The 24,560-nt window shown below is 62.1% G+C and carries 24 protein-coding genes; 10 read left to right on the top strand and 14 right to left on the bottom strand.

All coding sequences use genetic code 11. The features are described from left to right. Window positions 1-987 carry a glycerophosphodiester phosphodiesterase family protein gene (locus LB568_RS23130; RefSeq protein ID WP_224731323.1) on the top strand — a complete coding sequence of 329 codons (987 nt, stop codon included), beginning with the start codon at window positions 1-3 and terminating at the stop codon, window positions 985-987. Between the two features lie 53 nt (window positions 988-1,040). Here the strand turns inward: LB568_RS23130 and LB568_RS23135 are convergent, their stop codons facing one another. Both LB568_RS23135 and LB568_RS23140 read right to left on the bottom strand, forming a co-directional pair. Next, window positions 1,041-3,020: a bifunctional 2',3'-cyclic-nucleotide 2'-phosphodiesterase/3'-nucleotidase gene (locus tag LB568_RS23135; RefSeq protein WP_224731324.1), complete on the bottom strand. Its 1,980-nt coding sequence runs from the start codon at window positions 3,018-3,020 to the stop codon at window positions 1,041-1,043. 143 nt (window positions 3,021-3,163) lie between these two features. Continuing rightward, on the bottom strand, window positions 3,164-4,429 hold the full coding sequence (locus LB568_RS23140; RefSeq protein ID WP_224731325.1) for an NAD(P)/FAD-dependent oxidoreductase: 1,266 nt from the start codon (window positions 4,427-4,429) through the stop codon (window positions 3,164-3,166). 163 nt (window positions 4,430-4,592) lie between these two features. Here LB568_RS23140 and LB568_RS23145 point away from each other — a divergent pair, with 163 nt between their 5' ends. After that, window positions 4,593-5,243, top strand: a complete 651-nt coding sequence (locus LB568_RS23145; RefSeq protein WP_224731326.1) for a 5-formyltetrahydrofolate cyclo-ligase — start codon at window positions 4,593-4,595, stop codon at window positions 5,241-5,243. A 454-nt stretch (window positions 5,244-5,697) separates the two neighbouring features. Here the strand turns inward: LB568_RS23145 and LB568_RS23150 are convergent, their stop codons facing one another. Then, window positions 5,698-6,171 (bottom strand): Lrp/AsnC family transcriptional regulator, encoded by a 474-nt coding sequence (locus tag LB568_RS23150; RefSeq protein ID WP_013895662.1) that lies wholly within the window; start codon window positions 6,169-6,171, stop codon window positions 5,698-5,700. Between the two features lie 158 nt (window positions 6,172-6,329). On the opposite strand from LB568_RS23150, the gene ald reads away from it, so the two are divergent. Together ald and LB568_RS23160 are read left to right on the top strand one after the other, a co-directional pair. Continuing rightward, complete coding sequence (ald, locus tag LB568_RS23155; RefSeq protein ID WP_013895663.1) at window positions 6,330-7,445, top strand: alanine dehydrogenase; 1,116 nt, start codon at window positions 6,330-6,332, stop codon at window positions 7,443-7,445. 213 nt (window positions 7,446-7,658) lie between these two features. Then, window positions 7,659-8,969, top strand: coding sequence for an outer membrane protein (locus LB568_RS23160; RefSeq protein ID WP_224731327.1), 1,311 nt, complete (start codon window positions 7,659-7,661; stop codon window positions 8,967-8,969). A 232-nt stretch (window positions 8,970-9,201) separates the two neighbouring features. On the opposite strand, the gene LB568_RS23165 is transcribed toward LB568_RS23160, so the two are convergent. From LB568_RS23165 to LB568_RS23190, 6 genes are all read right to left on the bottom strand, one after another. After that, window positions 9,202-9,669, bottom strand: a complete 468-nt coding sequence (locus tag LB568_RS23165) for a DUF1203 domain-containing protein (RefSeq protein ID WP_224731328.1) — start codon at window positions 9,667-9,669, stop codon at window positions 9,202-9,204. 181 nt (window positions 9,670-9,850) lie between these two features. Continuing rightward, complete coding sequence (locus tag LB568_RS23170; RefSeq protein ID WP_224731329.1) at window positions 9,851-10,408, bottom strand: OmpA family protein; 558 nt, start codon at window positions 10,406-10,408, stop codon at window positions 9,851-9,853. Window positions 10,409-10,506: 98 nt separating this feature from the next. After that, window positions 10,507-11,070, bottom strand: coding sequence for a GNAT family N-acetyltransferase (locus LB568_RS23175; protein WP_224731345.1), 564 nt, complete (start codon window positions 11,068-11,070; stop codon window positions 10,507-10,509). 5 nt (window positions 11,071-11,075) lie between these two features. Then, entirely contained in the window at window positions 11,076-11,942 is an 867-nt protein-coding gene (sseA, locus tag LB568_RS23180; RefSeq protein ID WP_224731330.1) for a 3-mercaptopyruvate sulfurtransferase, read from the bottom strand. A 30-nt stretch (window positions 11,943-11,972) separates the two neighbouring features. Further along, a complete protein-coding gene (locus tag LB568_RS23185; protein WP_224731346.1) occupies window positions 11,973-12,716 on the bottom strand; it encodes an alanyl-tRNA editing protein in 744 nt (247 codons plus the stop codon). Beyond that, the gene (locus LB568_RS23190; RefSeq protein WP_224731331.1) at window positions 12,716-13,750 is read right to left on the bottom strand and encodes a cysteine synthase A; all 1,035 of its coding nucleotides are present in this window, start codon (window positions 13,748-13,750) and stop codon (window positions 12,716-12,718) included. Before LB568_RS23190 ends, LB568_RS23185 begins: the two co-directional genes overlap by 1 nt. A 225-nt stretch (window positions 13,751-13,975) precedes the next feature. On the opposite strand from LB568_RS23190, the gene LB568_RS23195 reads away from it, so the two are divergent. Next, window positions 13,976-14,800 carry an SDR family oxidoreductase gene (locus LB568_RS23195; protein WP_224731332.1) on the top strand — a complete coding sequence of 275 codons (825 nt, stop codon included), beginning with the start codon at window positions 13,976-13,978 and terminating at the stop codon, window positions 14,798-14,800. A gap of 92 nt (window positions 14,801-14,892) precedes the next feature. Then, window positions 14,893-15,867 carry an alpha/beta hydrolase gene (locus LB568_RS23200; RefSeq protein ID WP_224731333.1) on the top strand — a complete coding sequence of 325 codons (975 nt, stop codon included), beginning with the start codon at window positions 14,893-14,895 and terminating at the stop codon, window positions 15,865-15,867. Window positions 15,868-15,981: 114 nt separating this feature from the next. Here the strand turns inward: LB568_RS23200 and LB568_RS23205 are convergent, their stop codons facing one another. The 4 genes from LB568_RS23205 to LB568_RS23210 all read right to left on the bottom strand — a co-directional run bounded on the left by LB568_RS23205 (window position 15,982) and on the right by LB568_RS23210 (window position 18,294). Next, complete coding sequence (locus tag LB568_RS23205) at window positions 15,982-17,415, bottom strand: DEAD/DEAH box helicase (protein ID WP_023768583.1); 1,434 nt, start codon at window positions 17,413-17,415, stop codon at window positions 15,982-15,984. A 349-nt stretch (window positions 17,416-17,764) separates the two neighbouring features. Further along, complete coding sequence (locus LB568_RS33850) at window positions 17,765-17,869, bottom strand: hypothetical protein (RefSeq protein WP_412033924.1); 105 nt, start codon at window positions 17,867-17,869, stop codon at window positions 17,765-17,767. Further along, window positions 17,866-18,051 carry a type II toxin-antitoxin system RelE/ParE family toxin gene (locus LB568_RS33855; protein WP_412033925.1) on the bottom strand — a complete coding sequence of 62 codons (186 nt, stop codon included), beginning with the start codon at window positions 18,049-18,051 and terminating at the stop codon, window positions 17,866-17,868. Before LB568_RS33855 ends, LB568_RS33850 begins: the two co-directional genes overlap by 4 nt. Before the next feature lie 6 nt (window positions 18,052-18,057). Further along, on the bottom strand, window positions 18,058-18,294 hold the full coding sequence (locus LB568_RS23210; RefSeq protein ID WP_013895674.1) for a transcriptional regulator: 237 nt from the start codon (window positions 18,292-18,294) through the stop codon (window positions 18,058-18,060). A 66-nt stretch (window positions 18,295-18,360) separates the two neighbouring features. Between LB568_RS23210 and LB568_RS23215 the strand changes: the two genes are divergently transcribed. Continuing rightward, a complete protein-coding gene (locus LB568_RS23215) occupies window positions 18,361-19,893 on the top strand; it encodes an acyl-CoA carboxylase subunit beta (RefSeq protein WP_013895675.1) in 1,533 nt (510 codons plus the stop codon). Window positions 19,894-19,906: 13 nt separating this feature from the next. On the opposite strand, the gene LB568_RS23220 is transcribed toward LB568_RS23215, so the two are convergent. Then, window positions 19,907-21,436: an NAD(P)H-hydrate dehydratase gene (locus LB568_RS23220; RefSeq protein WP_224731334.1), complete on the bottom strand. Its 1,530-nt coding sequence runs from the start codon at window positions 21,434-21,436 to the stop codon at window positions 19,907-19,909. A 358-nt stretch (window positions 21,437-21,794) separates the two neighbouring features. On the opposite strand from LB568_RS23220, the gene LB568_RS23225 reads away from it, so the two are divergent. The 3 genes from LB568_RS23225 to LB568_RS23235 all read left to right on the top strand — a co-directional run bounded on the left by LB568_RS23225 (window position 21,795) and on the right by LB568_RS23235 (window position 24,488). Then, window positions 21,795-22,133 (top strand): P-II family nitrogen regulator, encoded by a 339-nt coding sequence (locus LB568_RS23225; RefSeq protein ID WP_006205430.1) that lies wholly within the window; start codon window positions 21,795-21,797, stop codon window positions 22,131-22,133. Window positions 22,134-22,191: 58 nt separating this feature from the next. Next, window positions 22,192-23,601 carry a type I glutamate--ammonia ligase gene (glnA, locus tag LB568_RS23230; RefSeq protein WP_023768587.1) on the top strand — a complete coding sequence of 470 codons (1,410 nt, stop codon included), beginning with the start codon at window positions 22,192-22,194 and terminating at the stop codon, window positions 23,599-23,601. A gap of 722 nt (window positions 23,602-24,323) precedes the next feature. Further along, on the top strand, window positions 24,324-24,488 hold the full coding sequence (locus tag LB568_RS23235; RefSeq protein WP_210241457.1) for a hypothetical protein: 165 nt from the start codon (window positions 24,324-24,326) through the stop codon (window positions 24,486-24,488). The last annotated feature ends 72 nt before the right edge of the window (window positions 24,489-24,560 follow it).

Below are 24,560 nucleotides of genomic sequence, written 5' to 3' on the forward strand. Positions count from 1 at the left end.
ATGCGCAAACGGACAATCTTCTCTGCGGGCGTCATTGTCGTCGCGGCAGGCATCTGGCTCAACAACAGCTCCTTGCTGTCCGGCCGTCCTGCCGGCGGCCCGGTCGTGCTTGCCCATCGCGGTCTTGCCCAGGATTTCGACCGCACAAATCTTGGTTCCGATACGTGCACGGCCAGCCGCATGCTGCCGCCGCGCCATGCCTATCTTGAAAATACCATTGCCTCGATGGACGCCGCTTTCGCGTTCGGCGCGGACGCCCTCGAACTCGATGTCCACCCGACGACGGATGGCAAATTCGCAGTCTTCCACGACTGGACGGTGGACTGCCGGACCGAAGGCAAGGGAGAGACCCGCGGCCATTCCATGGCTCAGTTGAAAACGCTCGACATCGGCTACGGCTACACGGCGGATGGCGGCAAGACCTTCCCCTTTCGCGGCAAGGGGATCGGCATGATGCCATCCCTCGACGAGGTGCTGGCGCACTTCCCCGCCCGCCGCTTCAACATCAACGTCAAGAGCAACGATCCCCGCGAAGGCGAGGCGCTGGCTGCCTGGCTCTCCAGGCTGACGCCTGCCGAACGCGGCTATCTCTCGGTCTATGGCGGCGACAAGCCGATTGCCGCGGTCAAGGCGGCGCTGCCGGATATGCATACGCTGAGCCGCGCGTCGCTCACGCAGTGCATCGCACGATACGCCGCGTTGGGCTGGAGCGGTTATGTTCCGGATGCCTGCCGCCACGGCACATTGCTCATCCCGATCAACATCGCCAAATGGATGTGGGGCTGGCCCAACCGGTTCCTCGACCGCATGCAGGCTGTCGATACACAGGTCTACCTGCTCGGCCCTTATTCGGGCGGCGGCTTTTCGGAAGGACTGGACGACCCGAAGCTGATCGACCAGCTGCCGGACGGCTATTCCGGCGGCATTTCCACGGATGCGCTGGATCTCGTCATGCCCGTGATCAAAGCGCGCTTCGGGCGGCCGTGACAGGCTCCACGCCGCACATGGCGGCGTGGCCTGGAACGCCTCAAATGGCCGTATCAGAGCAGGATTCGATATCTGGCAAATCCGGCTTCGCCCTCGCCAGCCGGTTCGATCTTCAGCGATTTCACATCGGCGATGAAATCCTTGGCCTTGACGCCGGTCTCGAAGACGACGCTGGTTCCGGGCAGCGGCGCGAACGACCAGTTGCCGTCGGCCGACGGGTTGATCGTTCCCTCGCTCACGATATAGCGGACGATGACATCGCGATTGGTGTCCGGCGCCTCGTAGATGATCTTCGAGGCGTTGATATCGGGAAAATTGCCGCCGCCGCCGGCGCGGTAGTTGTTGGTGGCGACGACGAATTTTTGATTGAGATCAACTGGTTTTCCATCGACCATCAAGTCGGCGATGCGATTGGCACCGGCATTCGCGACGCCGCCCTTGGCGTCGTATTTCGGCGGCTGCGACAGGTCGATCTTGTAGGTGACACCGTCGATGACATCGAAATTGTAGGATGGGAAGTCGGTGTTGATGAGCGCCTGGTCGGCCTTGCCCGGCTCGATCCTGTTGAAGATGCCGGCCGACATCTCCAGCCATTCCTTGACCTCGGCGCCAGTAATTTCGACAGCCCGCACGGTGTTGGGGTAGAGATAGAGGTCGGCGACGTTCTTGATGGCGATATCGCCGGCCGGCACGTCGGTATAGTAGTCGGCGCCGTTGCGCCCGCCGGCCTTGAAGGGTGCGGCGGCCGACAGCAGCGGCACATCCTTCCACTGCGTGCTCTTGAGAATATCCTTGAGGTACCAAGTCTGCGCCTGGCTGACGACCTGCACCGACGGATCGTCGGCGACCAGCGCGAAATAGGAATAGAGCGGAGCGGACGTCTTGCCGACGGGACGGCGCACATAGGCTAAGGTCGCCTGATGGTCCTGTTCGAGTGCGGCGATGACGCGCTTGTCGTCCGGCACCGTCGGCTTGTTCTTGTTGTCGACGCGCTCGAAGATCGGCCGCGCCTCGGACGTCGCCGAAACAACTTTCCATTTCGATCCGTCACGCTCCAGCATCAGATCGATCAGCCCCATATGCGAGCCCCAGAAACCACCCATGACGGCGGGCTTGCCCTGCAGCGTGCCTTTTTGCGTGTCGACGCCTTCGAGCGACTGGAAATCCTTCTTGCCGGGGAACACCAGGTGCTGGTGACCGGTGAACACCGCGTCGATGCCGGCGACGCCGGCGACGAAGAACGAGGCGTTCTCCATCATGTCGCCGTGCTGCACATCGATGCCGGAATGCGAGAGCGCGATGACGATGTCGGCGCCTTCCTCCATCATTTGCGGCACCCAGGCCTTGGCCGCCTCGACGATGTCGCGGGTCTTGACGTTGCCTTCGAGATTCTTGAGATCCCAGACCATGATCTGCGGCGGCACGAAACCGATGATGCCTATCCTGATCGGCTGCTCAGCGCCCGAACCGTCCTTGATCTTCCTGTCGAGGATCACATAGGGCTTGAGGTAGAGCTTGTCGTCGCGCGGGTTCGCGGCAAGCTCGGTGCCCCGGATCAGGTTCGCGCAGACGAAGGGAAAATTGGCGCCGGCCAGCACCTTGTCCAGGAACGACAGGCCATAGTTGAACTCGTGGTTGCCGAGCGTCGAACACTCGTAGCCGAGCAGGTTCATTCCCTTCATGATCGGATGCAGATCGCCGTCTTTCAGGCCCTTCTCATAGGCGATGTAGTCGCCCATCGGGTTGCCCTGCAGCAGGTCGCCATTGTCGATCAGCATCGAATTGACGGCTTCCTTGCGCACCGCGTCGATCAGCGACGCCGTGCGCGACAGGCCCATCGTGTCGTTTGCTTTGTCGGCATAGTAATCATAGGGCAGCACATTCACATGGATATCGGTGGTTTCCATGATCCTAAGATGCGCCTGGTTGGCTTGAGCGCGGGCGGAGAAGGGATGAAGCATGATCAGCGCCCCTGTGGCGGCGGCGCCCGCGAGAAGACCACGACGAGAGACGGGATGGAGCAGCTGCGACATGTTTTTCTCCTCATCGACAACGCCCTGCCCCGAAGCGAACTTCGCGCCGAAATCGGCTCAAGTCCATTCAAGAAGTCGCGCGCAATGGAGCGCCAGCCAATCAGCAACAGATGACGCGCGGATGAAGGGAGCAGTGAAGAAAATCAGGTCTTGTCGTCGTCGCCCTGGGTGATCAGCCGGGCGCTGCGCTGGCCTGTGGCGTAGATCCATAGCCAGCTCAGGGAAACCGCAAGCCGATTGCGGAAACCGATCAGAAAATAGATGTGCGCAATTCCCCACAGCCACCAGGCGAGCCAGCCCGTGAGCTTGATCCAGCCGAAATCGATCGCGGCGGCGCGTTTGCCGATCGTCGCCAGATCGCCGGCATGCTTGTAGTGGAAAGGACGCGCCGTCGTGTCACCATCGAGCCTGGCTTTGATGGTGGCCGCAACATGTCGGCCCTCCTGCTTGGCGGAAGGCGCCACGCCGGGTACCGGCCGCCCATTGGGCCGCAGCACAAGGGCGGCATCGCCGATGACGAAAATCTCCGGGCTGCCGGGCACGCTGAGGTCAGGCTCGACGAGCACCCTGCCCGCGCGGTCCGCCTTCGCTCCCAGCCATTCGGCGGCTGGCGAGGCGGCAACACCGGCTGCCCATAGGATCGTTCGGGCCGCCAGTTGCTTGTCGCCAAACACAACACCTTCGGCGTCGCAGCGCGTCACGGCCCGGCCAAGCTCGACGGTCACGCCAAGCCGTTCGAGCGCCTTGCTGGCGTAATCGGAGAGTTTTGGTGCGAAATTGGCCAGGATGCGGTCACCGGCCTCGATCAGCACCACGCGCGTTTGCCGCGTATCGATGTTGCGGAACTCGCCGCGCAGCGTGTCGTGCGCCAATTCGACGATGGTGCCGGCCAGCTCCACGCCGGTCGGCCCACCGCCAACGATCGCGATGGTCAGCAGCGCCTGGCGTTTGGCGGGATCGGTCTCCCGCTCGGCCTGTTCGAAGGCCAGGAGAATGCGCCGCCGAATGGTGGTGGCGTCCTCCAGCGTCTTCAGGCCTGGAGCGAACGGCTCCCATTCATCGTGGCCGAAATAGGCGTGGCGGGCACCGGTGGCGAGCACCAGCGTCTCGTAGGCGATGGCGCTGCCGTCATCGAGCAGCACGCGCTTGCCGGCGCGGTCGACACCAGTGACATTGGCGAGCAGCGTCGTCACGTCCTTGCGCTTGCGCAGGAGATGGCGGATCGGCCAGGCAACCTCGGAGGTCGCCAGCGCCGTCGTCGCCACCTGGTAGAGCAGCGGCTGGAACAGATGATGGTTACGCTTGTCAATCATGGTGATGCGCACCGGGGCGCCGGCAAGCGCACGGGTGAATTCGAGGCCGCCGAAACCCGCGCCGACAACGACGACGTTATGGCTGGCTTGGCTCATTTCGTTCACCCTGACGGCTAGATTGCCTGACCTAAATGTAGGTATTTTTGTGCAATGCAGCAACAGAGGACGGTGCCCGGGACTCGTCGTTCCATGTCGTGAATGCACATGTTGTATCGTGTCGCGAGGTATAGCGTCATCGAACACGCTTATGAGGTAACGCATGGCCAATGATCATGACGACCCGGGTCCGGCGCAGTATTCCTCGCCGCCCTGCTTCATGCACGAACTCGACCCGGAGTTCCGAGCGCCGCTATCCGACTGGACCGATGTGAGGCGCTGGCGCAAGGCCGAGCGCGAACGGCTGATCACCGCCCGGCTCGCGGTTTCGGCCGACGCGCGAACGGCCATGTCGCAGCGCATCGCGGATGGGCTCGACGCGATCATCGGCGACATCACTGGGCGCATGGTCAGCCTCTACTGGCCGTTTCGCGGCGAGCCGGACTTGCGGCCATGGGTGGCGTCCATCAATGAGCGTGGTGGCCGCACCGCGCTGCCGATCGTCATCGAGAAAGGACAGCCGCTGATCTTCCGCGCCTACAAACCGGGCGACCGGCTGGAAAAGGGCGTCTGGAACATCCCGATTCCGGCCGAGGGCGATCCGGTGCTGCCCGACATCGTCATCTCGCCGATCGTCGGCATCGATCCGGCAAACTATCGCCTGGGCTATGGCGGCGGCTTCTTCGACCGCACGCTGGCCGCGATGCCGTTCAAGCCGCTGGTCATCGGCGTCGGCTACGAACTGCAGCGCATCGCCACGATCTATCCGCAGCCGCACGACATCCCGATGGATCGGATCGTGACGGAGGCGTAAACCTGTTTGGGAAATGAAACCGGTTCACAACGGGTGACACGATGATCGGACGAACTGTGGCGGCTGTCCTTGCAATTGCGTTTTCCGTTTCGCCCTTGCATGCGCAACCACGGCATCGTTTGCCGAGCGGTTATAAATGGGGCCGCTGCCTGCTTGCTGTTAACGGTCAGACACGCATATCCGGAAGATGCTCCTATCAAATCGAGAGGGGCGGCGGTTTCAATATCCAGGGGCCTCGGCAAGTTTTTGCAGGTATCGACTACCCCAATACGAACAGCGGGGCTGGTGAAATGTCCAAAGATTACTGGGCAGTCGTATACAAGGACGGTGATCTTTGGGAAGGCTATGGGAACTCGGACATTCGCGCGACGCACGGTGAACCCGGAGATTGGGGCGACCTTCGCCGCGAAGGCGCATGCTATGTCGGCAAGGACGTCCGGGTGTGCCTTTGGCGTTAGGCCATTTCCGGCTTCATGCCCATGGCCGTGCGATCGACGATCTCGCGCAAGGCGAATGACGAGTTGATCTTCGTCACATGCGGCATGGCCGACAGCCATTCCTTGTGGATGCGCTCATAGTCGACGAGGTCCTTTGCCGCGATGCGCAGGATGTAGTCATATTCGCCCGACATCAGGTGGCAGGACAGCACGTTGGGGCAACGCTTGATCGCCGCCTCGAAATCCGACAGCGTCTTCTCGAACTGGCCCGACAGCGATATATGCACGATGGCCGTCATCTGGTGGCCGAGCGCCGCATTGGAAAGCCGGGCGTGGTAGCCGCGAATGGTTCCGGACTTCTCCAGATTATCAAGCCGGCGCGAACAGGCGGATTGCGACAGGCCAACCTTCTCGGCAAGCGCCGCGTTGGGTATCCGGCCATCCTTCTGCAAACTCTCGAGAATGGCGATATCAATCCTGTCGAGCGGCATTTTTCGTGAATCCTGCGAATATCCAGCTGTTTTGCGCAACGATTATCGAAACATGCCAGATCACGCAAGCGCATTCGCAAACACCTGCAGGCCGATTCATGGTTCACTCTGTCCATACAGGGAGTGAGCCCCTAAGGGGCCGGATCAGGAGAAGAAAAATGCGCGTCGGTTGCCCCAAGGAAATCAAGAACCACGAATACCGCGTCGGCCTCACGCCCGGAGCGGTTCGCGAATATGTCGCCCATGGCCATGAAGTGCTGGTCGAGACCGGCGCCGGTGCCGGCATCGGCGCCGACGACAACGCCTATCGCGCCGCCGGCGCCACGATCGCCAAGACGGCCGCCGACGTGTTCGCCAAGTCGGACATGATCGTCAAGGTCAAGGAGCCGCAGCCCAATGAGTGGGTGCAGCTGCGCGACGGCCAGATCTTGTACACCTATCTTCACCTGGCTCCAGACCCGGAGCAGACCAAGGGCCTGCTCGCTTCGGGCGTGACGGCGATCGCCTACGAAACCGTGACCGACGACCGTGGCGGCCTGCCGCTGCTGGCGCCGATGTCGGAAGTCGCCGGCCGCCTGTCGATCCAGGCCGGCGCGACGGCGCTGCAGAAGGCCAATGGCGGCCGCGGCGTGCTGCTCGGCGGCGTGCCCGGCGTGCTGCCCGGCAAGGTCACAGTGCTCGGCGGCGGCGTCGTCGGCCTGCATGCCGCTCGCATGGCGGTCGGCCTTGGCGCCGATGTCACTATCATCGACCGCTCGATCCCTCGCCTGCGCCAGCTCGACGATCTTTTTACCGGCCGCGTCCATACACGTTACTCGACCGTCGAGGCGCTCGAGGAGGAATGCTTCTCGGCCGACATCGTCATCGGCGCCGTGCTGATCCCCGGTGCCGCCGCGCCGAAGCTCGTCACCCGCGAGATGCTGTCGGGCATGAAGAAGGGCTCGGTGCTGGTCGACGTCGCCATCGACCAGGGCGGCTGCTTCGAGACCTCGCATGCGACGACCCACGCCGAGCCCACTTATGAAGTCGACGGCGTCATTCACTATTGCGTCGCCAACATGCCGGGCGCCGTACCGGTCACCTCGGCCCATGCGCTCAACAACGCGACGCTCCACTACGGCCTGCAGCTTGCAGACAAGGGCCTGAAGGCTGTCATCGACGACCATCACCTGCGCAACGGCCTCAATGTCCACAAGGGCAAGATCACCAACCGCGCGGTCGCCGAAGCGCTCGGCTACGAGCTGGTCGAGCCGAAAGCCGTTCTGGCCGCCTGATACACCCAGAAAAAGTCAACTTGCTATTGTTGCCCGCCGGTTCCCTCCGGCGGGCTTTTTACTGGTCGATCCAGGTCGCTAAACTTGATTACTGGGCAGATCGGGGTCAGTTGCAGGTATGAGTTTGCCTACAACTGTTGCATATTTGTCATTCCTCATGCGACCGACTCCCTGCTAGGAAGATTGCGGGCTTATTGATTAGGGGTTTGGGCAATGACTGTTCGCGTTTCTGCGAAATCTATTTTTCTCGGTGCTGTTTCCGTATTTGCTTTGATGTCGGCTGCGCATGCGGCTGATGTGGTTCAGCCGATCGAAGCATCCGGTTTCAACTGGAGTGGGCTGTATGTCGGCTTCGGTGTTGGCGCCGGCGCCAACGTTCACAAACTTGGCAGCGACTTTATTCCGATCTCGCTGAATGGCATCGGCGGCGAAGGCGTCTACGGCGAACTTACCGCTGGCTATGACTACATGGTTTCGCCCCGCTTCCTGCTCGGTGGACTGCTGGACGTCCACGTGGGCGATATCAAAACCAAGATCGATGCCGCCGGTTTCGACGCCTCGATCCAGGAGACGTACGGTTTCGATGCCGGCCTGCGCGTAGGCTATCTGTTTACCCCGAATACACTGGGCTACGTGCTCGGTGGCTATTCCTGGCAGAAGTACAAGCTCGATTCGAATGCCGGCTTTGGGTTCGACTGGGACCAGAGCGGCTACTTTGTCGGCGGCGGCATTGAAACGGCCATCAACAGCAACTGGACGATCAAGACCGAGTACCGCTATACGCGCTTCGGCACCAAGGGGGATCTCCTTTCAGAAGCGGGCCTTATCGGCGCGCCGGATGGCCTTCTCAACCTCGATACGTCGCGGCATACGTTCCAGATTGCAGCCAACTACCGTTTTGGCGCCCAAAATGGCGGTGGTGCTGCCTTTGAAACCCCTGCGTATAACTGGACCGGTTTCTATATCGGTGGCGGGTTGGGCGCGGGTGCATCCGTGCACCAGATCGAAATCCCACCCCTGGGCGGCGCCAAGTTCAATGGCCTCGGCGGCGAAGGCGCGTTTGGCGAATTGAACGTTGGTTACGACCAGGACTTCGGCAGCTGGGTCGCAGGCGTCATGGTCGATGCTCGCTACTCCGGCATGACGTCGAAGCTGGATCTCGGCGTCGGATCGATCAATGTCGACACCGACTACGGCTTCGATGTGCTTGGCCGCGTCGGCATGAAGATGAACGAATCGACGCTCGCCTACGCACTGGCTGGTTACAGCTGGCAGCATTTCGACCTGAATGCTTCCGACCCGGTCGGCGACATTGCCGACTGGGGTTCGAGCGGTTTCTCGGTGGGTGCCGGTTTGGAAACGGCTGTATCGAGCAACATGACAATCGGTTTGGAATACCGCTATTCGCAATTCGCCGAGAAGGACCTGTCGTTCTTGTTGGGATCAGGAGCACCCGATGGGTTGGTGACGACGACTCCTTCCTTCCATACCGTGCGTATCGGCGCAAAGTACAAGTTCAACTAAGTAGCCCCTCCAGGCAAACAGTCGAAGCCCGTCGGCCAGGCCGACGGGCTTTTTTTGTTGTGCGGCAAACTGGGAAAAGCGCGGGCAACAAAAAAGCGGAGCCAAAGCCCCGCTTCCTCGATATCGAGATTGCCGCCGGTTCATCCGCGGTCGGCCAATCGATCGACAATTGCTTTTTAGCGCATCTATGCGACGGAACTACGACAAGGTTCCCGGCCGGCAAGCTTACGCTTCACGCCCGCTCGATGCGGCACTGATAGCAATTGTTGCGTGCCGAGCGGACATGCACGTAGGCAATGTCGTCGCGCTCGAACAAAGTCTCGGCCCGCGCAGCGATCGCGTCGGTCGCGATAACGCCGCCGCTGCCGTAGACGATGCGGTCGTCCTTGCCATAGCCACGCACGATATAGTCCGGGCTCTCGAGAATCTCGGGAAGCGCTTCCGCCTCGCCGGCGCGCTCGCATTCGTCGGCATGCAGGAAGATCGGCCCCGTTTCGGCATAGGGTTGAAGGTTCGGGAACGGCCGATAGGCCAGGATGAGGTAGGTATCGCCGGCTGCGATGTTCTTCAGGCAATGCCGGCAAGGCATGCCGTCGCCATCGGAAATCTGCCGCTCTGGCGTGTGGCCGTAGGCATCGGGCCCGCCGCGCTGCAGCGGTCTGACGTCTTCGGTCGGCAGAGCTTTGAACTGGATGGTCATGGTGAAATCTCCGGTGTTGTCGACCGGAAACTAGCGGCTCGAGCCAATGCTTCCCACCCGTTTCATGCAAAGATCGAGGGACCGATCCGATGCGAGCGATCAGTCCCCGCAAGCTGCGAAAGCTAGCCGACAGGCCGGGCCAATACGCAACCCGGCCAGCCAAAGAGCAAGCCGGACCCAATCACCGGATGAAATCGTCAAAGCGGCGCAGCGTCACCCTGCGATTCTGCCAGTTTTCATTCTGCGTCGGCACCAGCAAGAACTCCTCGCCGTAACCGACAGTCTCCAACGCATGACCGGGTACGCCGAATTCACGCACCAGCGTGCGTTTCAGCGAGGCAGCGCGCTGTTCGGACAGGACCTGGTTCGATTGGAAGGAGCCGACGGCGTCGGTATGCCCCTCGATCAGCACGCGAGCACCGCGATCGCGGCGCAGGATGCGCTTCAGCGCATCGGCGATGTTCTCGATCTTGCCGTATTGCGAACTGGAAATGGCCGCCGAGCCGAAGGCGAAATTGATCGACTGGATATCGATCGAGCGCGCCATGAGGCGCAGATCCGGCCGGCGCTTGAATTCGCGGATGGTGACGCGCTCGTTCGGCCGCAGCTTCACGCGGGGTGCTGCCTCCAGCTTCCGTTCGATTGTCGCGGCCGAAGGTGTTGTCGCCTGCGCGGCGGCAAGGCTCGGCATGGCAATCGCTGCGATCAGCGCGGCGGCGAGTGTACGGCGGGTCAGCATATGTTTCTCCTTCGGCCTCGGCCGCATTGGCGATGCGGGCACAATGCCAAAGGCAGGCTGAATCGGCGATGAACGAAAGGTTCAGGTTCCGGCTCGTGTCATGGCCGCATGACGCTTGCCGAGCGCTCGGCGAAAGGCAGCGGGTGCACGGTTTCCTTCTTCTGCGCAACCGGCGTAAAACCAAGCTTCTGGTAGAGCGGCAGGGCCGCCGGATGATCGAGCGTGCAGGTCTGCACGACTACCCGCTTTGGCCCGTAAGACCACGCAGCGGAGATCGCGGCACCCAGGAACCAGCGGCCGATGCCCAGTCCGGTCGCGTGTTCCATCATGCCGAAATAGGCGAGCTCGACTTCCTCGGGCAAATGCGGCTTGAGATCGAAGAAGCCTGCCGGCGCACCGTCGAGATAGAGCACCCTGATGTCGCGATCCTCGCGGTGGATTCCGGCCGAGAGTTCGTCGTCATTCAGCCTGAGAACGTTCACCCAATGCCATTTGCGCCCCACCCGGTCCATCAGGTAGCGGTAAAAATGCAAGGGGATATTCTTGGTCTTCAGCAGCGCGACCTGGCGGTTGTAGGGCACCGGCGGCGAGGCGGCGGGAGGCGCGTGCATTTCGAGGAAAGTCACCGTGACTTCGATGTCCTGCAGCACGCCGTTTTCCATCGCGTTCATTCCTTGCCAGCCCTCGCGGGCCCGGTCACGACAGGCGTGTCGGAGAGCCCGCCCCACTCGGTCCATGAGCCGTCATAAAGCCTGTTGTCGGTGTGGCCAAGTGTCTCCAGCGCCAGAGTGACCACCGCGGCGGTGACACCGGAGCCGCAAGATGTGACGACGGGCTTCGACAGGTCAATGCCGGCCTGCTCGATCACCTTGCGCAAACGATCCTTCGACAACAGCACGCCCTTTTCCGACAGGGCGGAGTACGGCACGTTGCGCGCGCCCGGCATGTGGCCAGAGCGGATACCCGCACGGGGCTCGGGTTCGGCGCCGGTAAAGCGGCCCGGTCCACGGGCATCGGCAATCTGGCTGGCGCCGGTCTCGACGATCCGGCGCATGTCGGCGAGGCTGGCGACGCGACCGGCGTCGAAATCGGCATGGAACACGCTTGGCGCTATCTTCGTCGGCTCGGCCGTTACCGGCCGGCCCGCGGCCTTCCAGCCGTCGAAGCCGCCATCCAGAATATAGGTCTGGAGGACGCCCATGATGCGGAACATCCACCATGCCCGGGGTGCCGAGAAGAAACCTGGACCGTCGTAGACGACGATGGTGTCATCGGCCGAAACCCCCATCGAACCGACATATTGCGCAAAATGCTGCGGCGACGGCAATGTATGCGGCAAGGCGGCGTCGGGATCCGAAACCGCATCCTGGTCCAGGAAACGAGCGCCGGGAATGTGGGCCGCGTCATATTCGGCACGCGCGTCGCGTTTTTGCGCCGGCAGATACCAGGACGCGTCTATGACCGTCAGGCCCGGCTGGCCCAGGCGCCCCTGCAGCCAATCCGCATCGACCGTGAAAGGACTGTCTTCGGCCATTTTTTCTCCTGCCGCCCTCTGGCGGTCTGTTCAGTTCGCGGGCATCGGGCCGAAGCGGATGCGGAAGCGCCGGTTTTCACGGCCCTTCTTCTCGATCTTGCCGATGTGGATTTCGCCGACTTCGCCGGTGCTCTTCACATGCGTGCCGCCGCAGGGCTGGCTGTCCACGGAAGCATTTTCGCCGATGCAGACCAAGCGGATCTTGCCGGTGCCCACCGGCGGCCTGACGTTCTTGGACTTCACCAGGCCGGGATTGGCGGCCAGTTCCTCGTCGCTGATCAGCCTGGTGAAGATCGGGTGGTCGGCCCGCACCAGGTCCATCAAGCCAGCGGTCACCTCTTCCCTGGTGAAGCTGGCGTCCGGAATGTCGAAATCGACACGGCTGTCGTCCTCGGAAACGGAAGCGCCCGTGATCGGGAACGGGCAGACGACGGTCAGTAAATGGCAGGCCGCGTGCATGCGCATCAGGAGATGCCGCCGCTCCCAATCGATGGCGAGCTTCACCTTCTCGCCGACCGCCAAGGCCGCCTGTGCAGGCGCCTGCACATGGACGATCTCGTCCTTGGTCTCGCCGGTGATGGTGGCGGCAATCTCGATGCGGCTGCCGTCGGCGCGCTCCAATGCGCCGGAGTCTCCTGGCTGGCCACCCGAGGTGGCATAGAAGATGGTGCGGTCGAGAATGACGCCGCCACGGTCGTTGACGGCAACCACCGTGGCGTCCGCCGTCTTCAGATAGGCGTCGTCGCGAAACAGCGCTTCCGTCCTGTACGCCATCATGCGACCTTTTCGAAAGGCACCGAAATCTTGCTCTGCAACTCCATCCAGCCCGGTATTGGCAGGTTTTTCTCGCGCAGAAATTCCGGGTTGAACAGTTTCGACTGGTAGCGCGTGCCGTAGTCGCAAAGAATGGTCACGATGGTATGGCCTGGGCCCAATTCCCTGGCCAGCCGGATCGCGCCGGCGATGTTGATGCCGGTCGAGCCGCCGACGCACAGGCCTTCTTCCTGGATCAGGTCGAAGACGATCGGCAGCGCGTCCTCGTCCTTGATCTGGAACGAGAAGTCCGGCGTGAACCCGTCGAGATTGGCGGTGATGCGCCCCTGCCCGATGCCTTCGGTGATCGAGCTGCCCTCGGACTTCAGTTCGCCGCTGGTGTAGAAACTGTAGAGCGCGGCCCCCAGCGGATCGGCGAGCGCGATCTTCACGTCCTTGTTTTTGGCCTTCAGCCCGGAAGCGACGCCGGCCAGCGTTCCGCCGGACCCGACCGCCGAGACGAAACCGTCGACCTTGCCGCCGGTCTGGGCCCAGATTTCCTGCGCCGTGGTGCGGATATGACCGTCGCGGTTGGCGACATTGTCGAACTGGTTGGCCCAGATGGCGCCATTCGGCTCGGTTCTGGCCATCTGCTCGGCCAGCCGTCCCGACAGTTTCACGTAGTTGTTGGGGTTCTTATAGGGCACTGCCGGCACTTCGATCAGCTCGGCGCCGAGCAGCCTGATCGTGTCCTTCTTTTCCTGGCTCTGGGTGTCGGGAATGACGATGACGGTGCGGTATCCCAGAGCCTTGGCTACCAGCGTCAGCCCGATGCCCGTATTGCCGGCCGTCCCCTCGACGATGACGCCGCCCGGCTTCAACAAGCCACGCTGTTCGGCATCGCGGATGATGAACAGGCCGGCGCGATCCTTGACCGATTGCCCCGGATTCATGAATTCAGCCTTGCCCAGGATCTCGCAGCCGGTTTCCTCGGAGGCTTTGTTGAGGCGGATCAGAGGCGTGTTGCCGATCGCGTCGATCACAGAACGGGGCATTCAGGATTCCTTGTGTGCATGCGCCGAAACCCTAGAAACCCAAAGCCTCGGTTTCAAGGCAAGAATTCGCCTGGTCCAGTCGCATTTCCAGCACTGTTGTGCATGGATGCCCTCAAGTCCGGATCGGTATCGCACAGTTCATTTGCATCCGACGTTGAAAAGCACTCTTTCCATTCGATTTCTTCGCCGCTAGAGCAAGACGGCAACAACTCGACAGGGCGCAGCATGACACTCTATCGGGCCGATCCGAAACACGGCGTCGCCTGGGTCACCGGCGGCAGCAGCGGCATAGGCCGTTCGCTGGCCAGGGATCTGGCGTCCCAGGGCTATGCCGTGGCGGTAACGGCGCTCGACGACCATCCGATCGACACGCTCATCGTCGAGACCGCGCAGATGCCCGGCAGCGTCACGGCCTTTCCTTGCGATGTCACCGATGAGCCGCGCATGGCAAGAACGGTTGCCGCGATCGAAAAGGAACTCGGTCCCATCGTGCTCGCCATCTTCAATGCCGGAAACTACATCTCGACGCCCGGAGAGGCGCTCGTCGTCCGCGATTTTCGCCGTTCCTTCGAGGTCAACTATTTCGGCATCATCAATGGGCTGGTGCCCGTGCTTGACTACATGCGGATCAGGGCGCGCGGCCATGTCGTGCTGGTCGGCTCCGTCACCGCCTATTTCGGCTGGCCGACCACGGCCGCCTATGGCGGCACCAAGGCGGCGATCAACATCCTGGCCGAGTCGTTGAAATATGATTTCGACAAGATGAACATTCGCGTCCAGGTCATCAATCCGGGCTTCGTCGACACGCCGCTGACCGAGAAGAACATGTTGCCGATGCCTGGCCTGATGCCTGTCAACCGCGCGACGCGGCGCATGGTGCGGGGCATCAAATCCGGTGGCTTCGAAGTCACCTTCCCGTATCGGACGAGCTGGCCGCTGAAATTTCTCGCCCTGCTGCCGAGGCCGATAACCCGGTGGGTGATCAGCCTGACGACCAGCTGGAAGGCGCGGCCGCTGCATTACGAGCGCAAGCTGCCGCCGAAGGAATAGATGCCCACAGGATTGATGGTTTGGCTGCCTGAACGGCCGTTGCCTGTTCACGGCCATCGCCATAGGTTCATTGTTGTTGCGTGGAGTCTGCTATGGGGCGACGGATCGTGTTTGCCGTGCTGGGCCTGATCGCCGTCCTTGCATTGATCTTCGTCCTCGGCCCACGCGTTCCCATCGACACCACGATCCGCTTCGATCCTTCCGTCATCGGTGACGATCCGCAAGCCTATGTCGCCAGGACAGAAGCCGCCATACCGGGCATACGCGATGGGCTGGAGAAGGAGATCGTCTGGGCCAACCCGATGGTGCATGCCAAGACGCCGCTGTCGATCGTCTACATCCACGGCTTCTCCGCATCGAAGGGCGAGGTTCGCCCCCTGCCCGACGACGTGGCCGATCAGCTCGACGCCAACCTGTTCTACACCCGCCTCACCGGCCACGGGCAGGACGGCGCGGCGATGACGCAAGGCAGCGTCAACGCCTGGATCAACGACTATGAGGAGGCGCTCGCCATCGGCCGGGCGATCGGGGACAAGGTGGTCGTCATCGCCACCTCGACGGGCGGCTCGCTGGCGGTGTGGGCGGCAACGCAGCCGGGAGCATCGGACGGGATCGTGGCCATTGCATTCATCTCGCCCAATTTCGGTGTGAAGGCATCCGGCGCCGAGATCCTCACCATGCCATGGGGCAAACAGATCGCCGAACTTGTCGCCGGCAAGGAACGCAGCTTCGCGCCGCGCAACGCCCTGCACGGGAAATTCTGGACCACCAAATATCCGATCGCCGCGACGCTGCCGATGCAGGCGCTGACGGAACTTGCCTTTGGCGCGCCAGTCGAGAAAGCGACCATCCCGGCGCTGTTCATCTTTTCGGATTCAGACAAGGTGGTGCGGCCCGACCGCACCCGCGAAATTGCCGGGCGATGGGGCGCGCCGCACGAACTGGTGCCGGTCGACGACACCGGCGATCCGGACAACCATGTCATCGCCGGCGACGCGCTGTCGCCGTCGACCACGGCCTTCCTCGCGCAAAGGATCGCCGTCTGGCTCGAAGCGGTGGTGAAGTAAGCTGATTGTCCAGACACAAAAAGGGCTACCGCGAGATCACCGCGGTCGCCCTTTTTTCTGTCGCTGGCTGGTCAGCCGACCATGCAAAGGTTCGGCTGATGCGAGGCGGCCTGTTTAGGCAGCCCGCGCCGCCGGACGCTTGCCGCCGAAGCGGCGCTTGTTGTTGCCCTTGAAGGGCTTGGCGCCTTCCGGCTTGCGTTCACCGGCGAAGGCCGGCTTGTCGCCGAAGCGCTTCTTGCCGAAGCCGTTGCCCTTGTTCTCGCCGCCTGGACGCCTGCCGTCGCGACGGCCATTGCGGTCGTTGCGGTCATTGGCGGGCTCGAAGCGCTCGTTCTTTTCAGCCGGATTGCGCTGCGGATCGGGGCTGCCGAGATGGTCGGCAACGATAGGCAGCTTGGTGCGGATGATGCGCTCGACCTGACGCAGCTTGCTGTTTTCCGACGGATCGCAAAGCGTGATGGCAATGCCGTCCATGCCGTTGCGGCCGGTGCGGCCGATGCGGTGAACGTAGCTTTCAGCCTCGTCCGGCAGGTCGAAATTCACGACATGGCTGATGCCGGGAACGTCGATGCCGCGCGCCGCGATGTCGGTCGCAACGAGGATGCGCACCGATCCATCGCGAAAATCGTTCAGCGCCTTCTGACGGGCATTCTGCGACTTGTTGCCATGGATGACGGCGGCCTTGAAGCCGTCGCGCTCGAGGTCCTTGGTCACCCGGTCGGCGCCATGCTTGGTGCGCGAAAAGATGATGACGGACTTCATCGCCGCATCGGCGAGCATCGTCGACAACACCTGGCGCTTCTGCTTGGTGCGGGCGAAGACGACGCCCTGCACGATCTCGGCGGCCGCGGTGCTTTGCGGCGAGACTTCGATACGCACAGGGTTCTTCAACAGGCCCTTGGCCAGTTCGGCGATCTCGTCCGGCATGGTGGCCGAAAACAGCGCCGTCTGGCGGTCAGGCGCGGTCGCCTTGGCGATGCGCTTGACGTCGTTGATGAAGCCCATGTCGAGCATGCGGTCGCCCTCGTCGAGCACCAGCCATTTGGTGTCGGAGAGGATGAGGTCGCCCTCGCGCACCAGGTCGGTCAACCGGCCGGGTGTGGCAATCAGGATGTCGACGCCGGGTGCAACTTTCTTCACCTGGCTGAAGCGCGAAACGCCGCCCAGCACGAGTGCCGTCGAGACATGCGCGCCCTTGGCGAGGATCTTGATGGTGTCCTCGATCTGAACCGCGAGTTCGCGGGTCGGCGCCAAGATCAGAGCGCGCGTCGTCTTGGCGCGCCGCTTGGTGCCGAGTGCGATGATCTTGGACAGGATCGGCAGCGCAAAGGCAGCGGTCTTGCCGGAGCCGGTCTGGGCGATGCCGAATATATCGCGGCCTTCCAGCTGCGGCGGGATCGCCTGCATCTGGATCGGCTTCGGTTCGGTGAAGCCGGCATTGTGGGTGGCCTTGAGCAGCGCACCTGTAATTCCCAGCGCTGCGAAACCGGAGAGTTCCGCGGTGTCGGGCCCAGTGTCCTTACCGGACAATGTGTTTTCGTTGGTCAAAATAATCTTCTTTCACGCGGCCTCTGGCCGCAAACGTCAATGGCGACAGGGCGCAACCTGCCGTCGAAAAATTCGATATGAAACGACAAGGCGGGCGGACGGTAACGTCCACTCGGCTGCGCTGTCGCGCCCGCAGGCATCATGCCACGGGGCTTTTTCGCCACCTTGCCAACCAATCGGGATCGATCAGCCAAAAAGAGGGAAAACAGACGCAACCAGTCTCATTTGTCGAGAAGGCCGGAATCTCCCGGCCCAAGCGCCTATGCGCTGCATATGGCTGAGTTCACACCGGAATGCAAGGGGCGTGATGTTGCGGTGCAGCAAAATCGATCAGACCGAATGGCCGAGATCAGGCGTCATCCGGCCACTCCCTCGCCCCATGCTGGACGAACAGAACTTCAATTTGAGTGTCTTTCACCCGGTAGGCGACGATGTAGGGTGTGCCGGAAATCACCAGCTCACGGTACCTTTGATCTCAACAATACGCCCGATGAATGGGTTGGCTGATAGCAACCGGGTCGTCTTTGAATGAATGTCGTTGACGATTCGCGCGGCAGCCCGCGGGTTATGCTGGCCGATATAATCGCCAATTGACGCAAGCTCGATCAGATAGTGATGCGTCCAGACAATTCGCACAGACCTCTAAGCCTGGCTGAATTTGTTCAGAACAGCCGCAATCTCCTCTTCGCTCGCGAAGTCCTCACGGTCGGCAGCCTCGATTCCGGCCTGAACGCCGGCGATCCATTTTTCTTGCCACGCCAAAGAACGGCCGTGCGACAGGGCGTCCTCGATGATCTGACCGCGAGTGAGCGAAGAGCGCGAGGCCAACATGTCGATCCGGCGGCTCAGATCCTCGGATATTTCTATGTTGTTCTTCATAAGATTAGTCTGCCATATCTGGCGAATGCCTGCCAAGAATTTTCCGGCGTCGCGGGGAGATCGACTATGAAGGACGTGCTGAAGGAACTCGAGCGGCGGCGCGACATCGCCCGCATGGGCGGTGGCCAGGCGCGTATCGATGCGCAGCACAAGAAGGGCAAGCTCACCGCGCGCGAACGCATCGAGGTCTTTCTCGACGAAGGCTCGTTCGAGGAGTTCGACATGTATGTCGAGCACCGCTCGACCGATTTCGCCATGGAGAAGACGAAGATCGCCGGCGACGGCGTCGTCACCGGCTGGGGTACGGTCAACGGCCGTCCGGTCTACCTCTTCGCCAAGGATTTCACCGTGTTCGGCGGCTCGCTGTCGGAAGCCCATGCTGAGAAGGTCATCAAGGTGCAGGAGATGGCGCTGCGCAACCGCGCGCCGATCATCGGCCTTTACGATGCTGGCGGGGCGCGCATCCAGGAAGGCGTGGCGGCCCTTGGCGGCTATGCCGAGATCTTCCAGCGCAACGTGCTGGCGTCCGGCGTCATTCCGCAGATTTCCGTCATCATGGGTCCGTGCGCCGGCGGCGACGTCTACTCGCCTGCCATGACCGACTTCATCTTCATGGTGCGCGACACCTCCTACATGTTCGTCACCGGACCGGACGTGGTGAAGACCGTCACCAACGAGACGGTGACCGCCGAGAGCCTCGGCGGCGCCTCGGTCCACACGACGAAATCCTCGATCGCCGACGGCGCCTATGACAACGACGTCGAGGCGCTCTTGCAGATGCGCCGGCTGGTCGACCTCCTGCCGGCGTCCAACACATCGGAACTCCCCGAAATCGAATGCTATCAGTCGGTCACCGACCACGATTTGTCGCTCGACCGGCTGATCCCCGACAACGCCAACAAGCCCTACGACATCAAGGAACTGATCCTGAAAGTCGCCGACGAGGGCGACTTCTTCGAGATCCAGCAGAGCTTCGCCAAGAACATCGTCACCGGCTTCGGACGCGTCGAGGGCCGCACCGTCGGCTTCGTCGCCAACCAGCCGATGGTCCTTGCCGGCGTTCTGGATTCCGATGCCAGCCGCAAGGCGGCACGTTTCGTGCGCTTCTGCGACTGTTTTTCCATCCCGATCGTCACCTTCGTCGACGTTCCGGGCTTCCTGCCCGGCACTGCCCAGGAATATGGCGGGTTGATCAAGCATGGCGCCAAGCTCTTGTTCGCCTATGCCGAGGCCACCGTACCCAAGATCACCGTGATCACCCGCAAAGCCTATGGCGGCGCCTATGACGTCATGGCCTCAAAGCACCTGCGCGGCGACATGAACTATGCCTGGCCGACGGCGCAGATCGCGGTCATGGGCGCCAGGGGCGCGGTCGAAATCATCTACCGCAAGGACATCGGTGACGCTGAAAAGATCGCAGCCCATACAAAGGCTTACGAGGATCGTTTCCTGTCGCCTTTCGTCGCCGCCGAGCGCGGCTATGTCGACGAGGTGATCATGCCGCACTCGACCCGCCGCCGCATTGCGCGCGCGCTGCGGATGCTGCGCAACAAGGACATGCAGAACCCCTGGAAGAAGCACGACAACATTCCGTTGTGAGCTGGGATTCCAGTCAGCGCCCGCTGCGGGCCGCGACCAGTTCGCGCAGCACCGTCACCATCGCCTGCGGCAGGTCCTCGGCGATCAGGCCAGGCCCGAGGCGGCTGCCGGCCTCGGCATGGATCCACACCGCCGCGCAGGCCGCCTCGAACGCCGGCATGCCTTGTGCCAGCAGACCGGCTGATATGCCCGACAGCACGTCGCCAGACCCCGCGGTGGCAAGCCAGGCCGCACCGTTGGCATTGATCGCCGCCCTGCCATCGGGCGCTGCGATCACCGTGTCGGCGCCCTTGTAGATGATGACCGCATTGGCATTGGCGGCTGCCGCACGCGCCTTGTCGAGCTTGGACGTTGCATCGTCGCCGGCGATGTCCGGAAACAGCCTGGCGAACTCCCCGTCATGCGGCGTCATCAGCAAGGCCGGCGCGTTTTTCCGGCGCGCAGCTTCGAACAAGACATCCGGCGCGTCGCGAAAGGAGGTGATCGCATCTGCGTCAAAGACAAGACCATCGACCTGGGCCGGAGCATCCTGTTTTTGGCCGGAGGCAAGGAGCGCGAGCCCGAAGGTCCGCGTTTTCTGACCGACGCCAAAGCCGGGTCCGAGGACAAAGGCCGACGGCCGGCGTTCGCCGACAAATTCTTCGATGTCCGCGACGTCATCGGCCTTGCGAAGCATGATCGAGGTCAGATGGGCCGCATTGACCTGCATGGCGTTACCCGGCGACAGCACGGTCACAGCCCCCGCCCCGCTCCTCGCAGCGGCCAGTGCCGACAGCCGCGCCGCGCCGGTGGCGCTTGGGTCGCCGGAGAAGACGCCGACATGGCCGCGCTTGTATTTATGCGCATCGATGGCCGGCACGGGAAAAACACGCAACCAAAGCGCCGGTGTGTTCTCGAACGTCCTGGGCCGCAGCCGTGCGATGATCTCGTCGCCAATGCCGATATCGGCAAGCACGATATCGCCGCATCGCTCCCGGCCAGGCAGGAGCAGATGGCCGGGCTTCCTGCGCGCGAAGGTCACGGTGATTTCCGCGGCAAATGCCTTGCCGAGCACCTTGCCGCTGTCGCCGGACACGCCCGATGGCAGGTCGACGGCAATAACGGGCAAATGCATCTCGGTGGCGATATCGATCGCCCTGGCGGCATCGCCGGACAGCGGCTTGGACAGCCCTGCCCCGTACAGCGCGTCGACCACGATCGAGCCGGGCTCGGCTTTGAAGCCGGATAGCGGCCGAGGCTTGATCGGGCACTCCGCCGCTACCAGTGCTGCGTCGCTTCGCGGCGTCGGCGCGCCGGCTGCCCAGATCGTCGCGGCGACGCCGCTGCCGGTCAGGATGCGAGCGACGACATAGCCATCACCGCCATTGTTGCCTGGACCGCACAGCACGTGGACGTGGACCGCTGCCGGATGGCGCTTGAAAACCTCGGCCGCGACGGCCTCGCCGGCACGACGCATAAGGCCGATGCCGTCGGCTGGACCGGCGGCGATCGTCAGCCGGTCCGCTTCGGCCATTTCGGCGGGAGTAAGAAGTTCATCGCTCATGGATTGCCGATCCGCATTCGATCAAGCATTGTCCACTTTTCGATCCGAAGCAAACAAGGAGGAGGTTGCGCGAGGGCAGCCATACTGTTCGGATGAGAGGCATCACAGGCAAAAATTGCCCACGCGATGGGCGACATGCCTAATTATTGTGCTGCGACGACGGATGGCACTGTGTAGGTTCCGGAAGCCGGTGCCGCATCCTGTACAGCGAATGACGCGAATTTGCATCCCGGCGCGGTGCGGCTTCGAAATCGCATGAGACCGCTTCGAATCCCTCGGATTGGCACAGTTCGTGCTTGATGGAGGCGCAAGCGGGGGCTCACAACCCGTTTTTTTGGCAGTGGAGGCCACTTTTTACATGAAAAAGATCGAAGCGATCATCAAGCCATTCAAGCTGGACGAAGTGAAGGAAGCGCTTCAGGAGGCCGGACTGCAAGGCATCACCGTGACCGAGGCCAAGGGCTTCGGACGCCAGAAAGGCCACACCGAACTCTACCGCGGCGCCGAATATGTCGTCGACTTCCTGCCCAAGGTGAAGATCGAGGTCGTGCTTGGCGACGACGCCGTCGAAGGCGCGATCGAGGCTATCCGCAAGGCGGCCCAGACAGGCCGTATCGGCGACGGCAAGATCTTCGTCTCCAACATCGAGGAAGTCGTGCGCATCCGCACCGGCGAAACCGGCATGGACGCCGTCTGACGCGACCACCTCCCCAAACGTCATCATCAAAAAACGTCATCAAACAGGGATACATGACATGACGACAGCCAAAGACATCATGAAGCAGATCAAGGACAACGACGTGAAATTCGTTGACCTGCGCTTCACCGACCCGAAGGGCAAGCTGCAACACGTGACGATGGATGTCATCGAGGTCGAAGAAGACATGTTCGCCGATGGCGTGATGTTCGACGGCTCTTCGATTGCCGGCTGGAAAGCCATCAACGAGTCCGACATGGTGCTGATGCCCGATGCGGACACGGTCCACATGGATCCGTTCTTCGCGCAGTCGACCATGGTCATCCTGTGCGACATCCTCGATCCGGTCTCGGGCGAATCCTACAATCGCGACCCGCGCGGCACGGCCAAGAAGGCCGAGGCCTACATGAAGTCGGAAGGCATCGGCGACACCATCTATGTCGGCCCGGAAGCCGAATTCTTCGTGTTCGACGACGTCAAGTACAAGGCCGATCCCTACAACACCGGCTTCAAGCTCGATTCCACCGAACTGCCGTCGAACGACGACACCGACTACGAGACCGGCAACCTTGGCCACCGCCCGCGCATCAAGGGCGGCTATTTCCCGGTGCCTCCGATCGACAGCGCGCAGGACATGCGCTCCGAAATGCTGACCGTGCTCGCCGAAATGGGCGTGCGCGTCGAGAAGCATCACCATGAGGTCGCGGCTGCCCAGCACGAACTCGGCATCAAGTTCGATACGCTGGTTCGCAACGCCGACAAGATGCTGATCTACAAGTATGTCGTGCACCAGGTCGCCAACGCCTACGGCAAGACGGCCACTTTCATGCCGAAGCCGATCTTCGGCGACAATGGCTCGGGCATGCACGTCCACCAGTCGATCTGGAAGGGCGGCAAGCCGACCTTCGCCGGCAACGAGTACGCCGGTCTTTCGGAAAGCTGCCTGTTCTACATCGGCGGCATCATCAAGCACGCCAAGGCGATCAATGCCTTCACCAACCCGCTGACCAATTCCTACAAGCGTCTGGTGCCGGGCTACGAAGCGCCGGTGTTGCTCGCCTATTCGGCGCGCAACCGCTCGGCGTCATGCCGCATCCCGTTCGGCTCGTCGCCGAAGTCCAAGCGCGTCGAGGTCCGCTTCCCCGATCCGGGCGCGAACCCCTACCTCGCTTTCGCCGCCATGCTGATGGCCGGTCTCGACGGCATCAAGAACAAGATCCATCCCGGCCAGCCGATGGACAAGGATCTCTACGACCTGCCGCCGAAAGAACTGAAAAAGATCCCGACCGTCTGTGGATCGCTGCGTGAAGCCCTGCAGAGCCTCGACAAGGACCGCGGCTTCCTGAAGGCCGGCGGCGTCTTCGACGACGACCAGATCGACAGCTACATCGAGCTGAAAATGGCCGAAGTGATGCGCTTCGAAATGACCCCGCATCCGGTCGAATACGACATGTACTACTCGGTCTAAAATCTCGTTCGCATAGACTTGCAAAGCCCTTGAAGGATCTCCCCCCTTCAAGGGCTTTTTGCTGTCACCAGATGTCCGCGGATGGTCTGCGTGACCAGCCATGCGACAGCGGCCACCCGCTTTTGGTTTGTGGGGATCGTTTGTTAGCTGTATTTGCCGAGGGCAGGCAACGTCGGTCACGGTCGTAACACCGGGCCATCGCGGCCCATTTGCGGTGAGCGGCAGATGGCTTTCCGCGCGGAAAAGTCGCCAGGAGCGAGCGGCACACTGCCTCAGGCTGCAATGCCCGCTCGTCCGGCGCCCCCGCCAATGCCGTCGTTCAAGAAACCCCGCCCCGTTCGAACAGCATCGCTTTGGCGTAACCCAAGGTCCCGAATACGCATGCCGCGGCGTGATCTGTCAACGCCGCCAGCCCGAGGCATAAATCGCCGATTTCGGTGTATGAACAGTGGCTTATATAGGGGATCATTGGTCTACGGACGAGCTGAAACTGGCTGTTTTCCGGGCTTTTCAACGAACTCGGAAACGCTGGACACTTCGTGACGGCAAAAGGCGCCTGCCAAAGCCTCTCCGTGACAGGAAATTGCCCGGTCCTTTTCAACCTGACTTTTTTTGGGGGAATTCACCCCGCCGGGCCAGCACGGCAAAAAGAACCCCGGCAACGGCCGGAGTTCTCGCAAGGACAGAACGTTGGAGGGCGACGCCTATCCGGCATGGGGCGCATGGACGACTTTTACGCAGCCGTCGTGCAGGCGCCCGAAGAGGCGGTGCCCAACGCCCTCATCGCCAACAGCGACATGATCGGCCGCGACGGCAACCGCAACCCCGCTTTGCCCCATGCGAAGGTTGTCGCCGCGCTGAAAGCACGTGGAGCTGCCGCCCGCTGACCAAGGCGGACGTGCCTCGCCCCGCAAGCACTACGAAAAAGGCCCTGGCGTTTTTCGCCAGGGCCTTTTTCG

The organism is Mesorhizobium sp. B263B2A (assembly GCF_020165775.1).
Classification (GTDB): Bacteria; Pseudomonadota; Alphaproteobacteria; order Rhizobiales; family Rhizobiaceae; genus Mesorhizobium; species Mesorhizobium opportunistum.

Bases quoted from the DNA above. Each gene is read 5' to 3' on its own strand.
- LB568_RS23130 (WP_224731323.1), top strand. From the start codon at position 1: ATGCGCAAACGGACAATCTTCTCTGCGGGCGTCATTGTCGTCGCGGCA.
- LB568_RS23135 (WP_224731324.1), bottom strand. From the start codon at position 3,020: ATGTCGCAGCTGCTCCATCCCGTCTCTCGTCGTGGTCTTCTCGCGGGC.
- LB568_RS23140 (WP_224731325.1), bottom strand. From the start codon at position 4,429: ATGAGCCAAGCCAGCCATAACGTCGTCGTTGTCGGCGCGGGTTTCGGC.
- LB568_RS23145 (WP_224731326.1), top strand. From the start codon at position 4,593: ATGGCCAATGATCATGACGACCCGGGTCCGGCGCAGTATTCCTCGCCG.
- LB568_RS23150 (WP_013895662.1), bottom strand. From the start codon at position 6,171: ATGCCGCTCGACAGGATTGATATCGCCATTCTCGAGAGTTTGCAGAAG.
- ald (WP_013895663.1), top strand. From the start codon at position 6,330: ATGCGCGTCGGTTGCCCCAAGGAAATCAAGAACCACGAATACCGCGTC.
- LB568_RS23160 (WP_224731327.1), top strand. From the start codon at position 7,659: ATGACTGTTCGCGTTTCTGCGAAATCTATTTTTCTCGGTGCTGTTTCC.
- LB568_RS23165 (WP_224731328.1), bottom strand. From the start codon at position 9,669: ATGACCATCCAGTTCAAAGCTCTGCCGACCGAAGACGTCAGACCGCTG.
- LB568_RS23170 (WP_224731329.1), bottom strand. From the start codon at position 10,408: ATGCTGACCCGCCGTACACTCGCCGCCGCGCTGATCGCAGCGATTGCC.
- LB568_RS23175 (WP_224731345.1), bottom strand. From the start codon at position 11,070: ATGGAAAACGGCGTGCTGCAGGACATCGAAGTCACGGTGACTTTCCTC.
- sseA (WP_224731330.1), bottom strand. From the start codon at position 11,942: ATGGCCGAAGACAGTCCTTTCACGGTCGATGCGGATTGGCTGCAGGGG.
- LB568_RS23185 (WP_224731346.1), bottom strand. From the start codon at position 12,716: ATGGCGTACAGGACGGAAGCGCTGTTTCGCGACGACGCCTATCTGAAG.
- LB568_RS23190 (WP_224731331.1), bottom strand. From the start codon at position 13,750: ATGCCCCGTTCTGTGATCGACGCGATCGGCAACACGCCTCTGATCCGC.
- LB568_RS23195 (WP_224731332.1), top strand. From the start codon at position 13,976: ATGACACTCTATCGGGCCGATCCGAAACACGGCGTCGCCTGGGTCACC.
- LB568_RS23200 (WP_224731333.1), top strand. From the start codon at position 14,893: ATGGGGCGACGGATCGTGTTTGCCGTGCTGGGCCTGATCGCCGTCCTT.
- LB568_RS23210 (WP_013895674.1), bottom strand. From the start codon at position 18,294: ATGAAGAACAACATAGAAATATCCGAGGATCTGAGCCGCCGGATCGAC.
- LB568_RS23215 (WP_013895675.1), top strand. From the start codon at position 18,361: ATGAAGGACGTGCTGAAGGAACTCGAGCGGCGGCGCGACATCGCCCGC.
- LB568_RS23220 (WP_224731334.1), bottom strand. From the start codon at position 21,436: ATGAGCGATGAACTTCTTACTCCCGCCGAAATGGCCGAAGCGGACCGG.
- LB568_RS23225 (WP_006205430.1), top strand. From the start codon at position 21,795: ATGAAAAAGATCGAAGCGATCATCAAGCCATTCAAGCTGGACGAAGTG.
- glnA (WP_023768587.1), top strand. From the start codon at position 22,192: ATGACGACAGCCAAAGACATCATGAAGCAGATCAAGGACAACGACGTG.
- LB568_RS23235 (WP_210241457.1), top strand. From the start codon at position 24,324: ATGGACGACTTTTACGCAGCCGTCGTGCAGGCGCCCGAAGAGGCGGTG.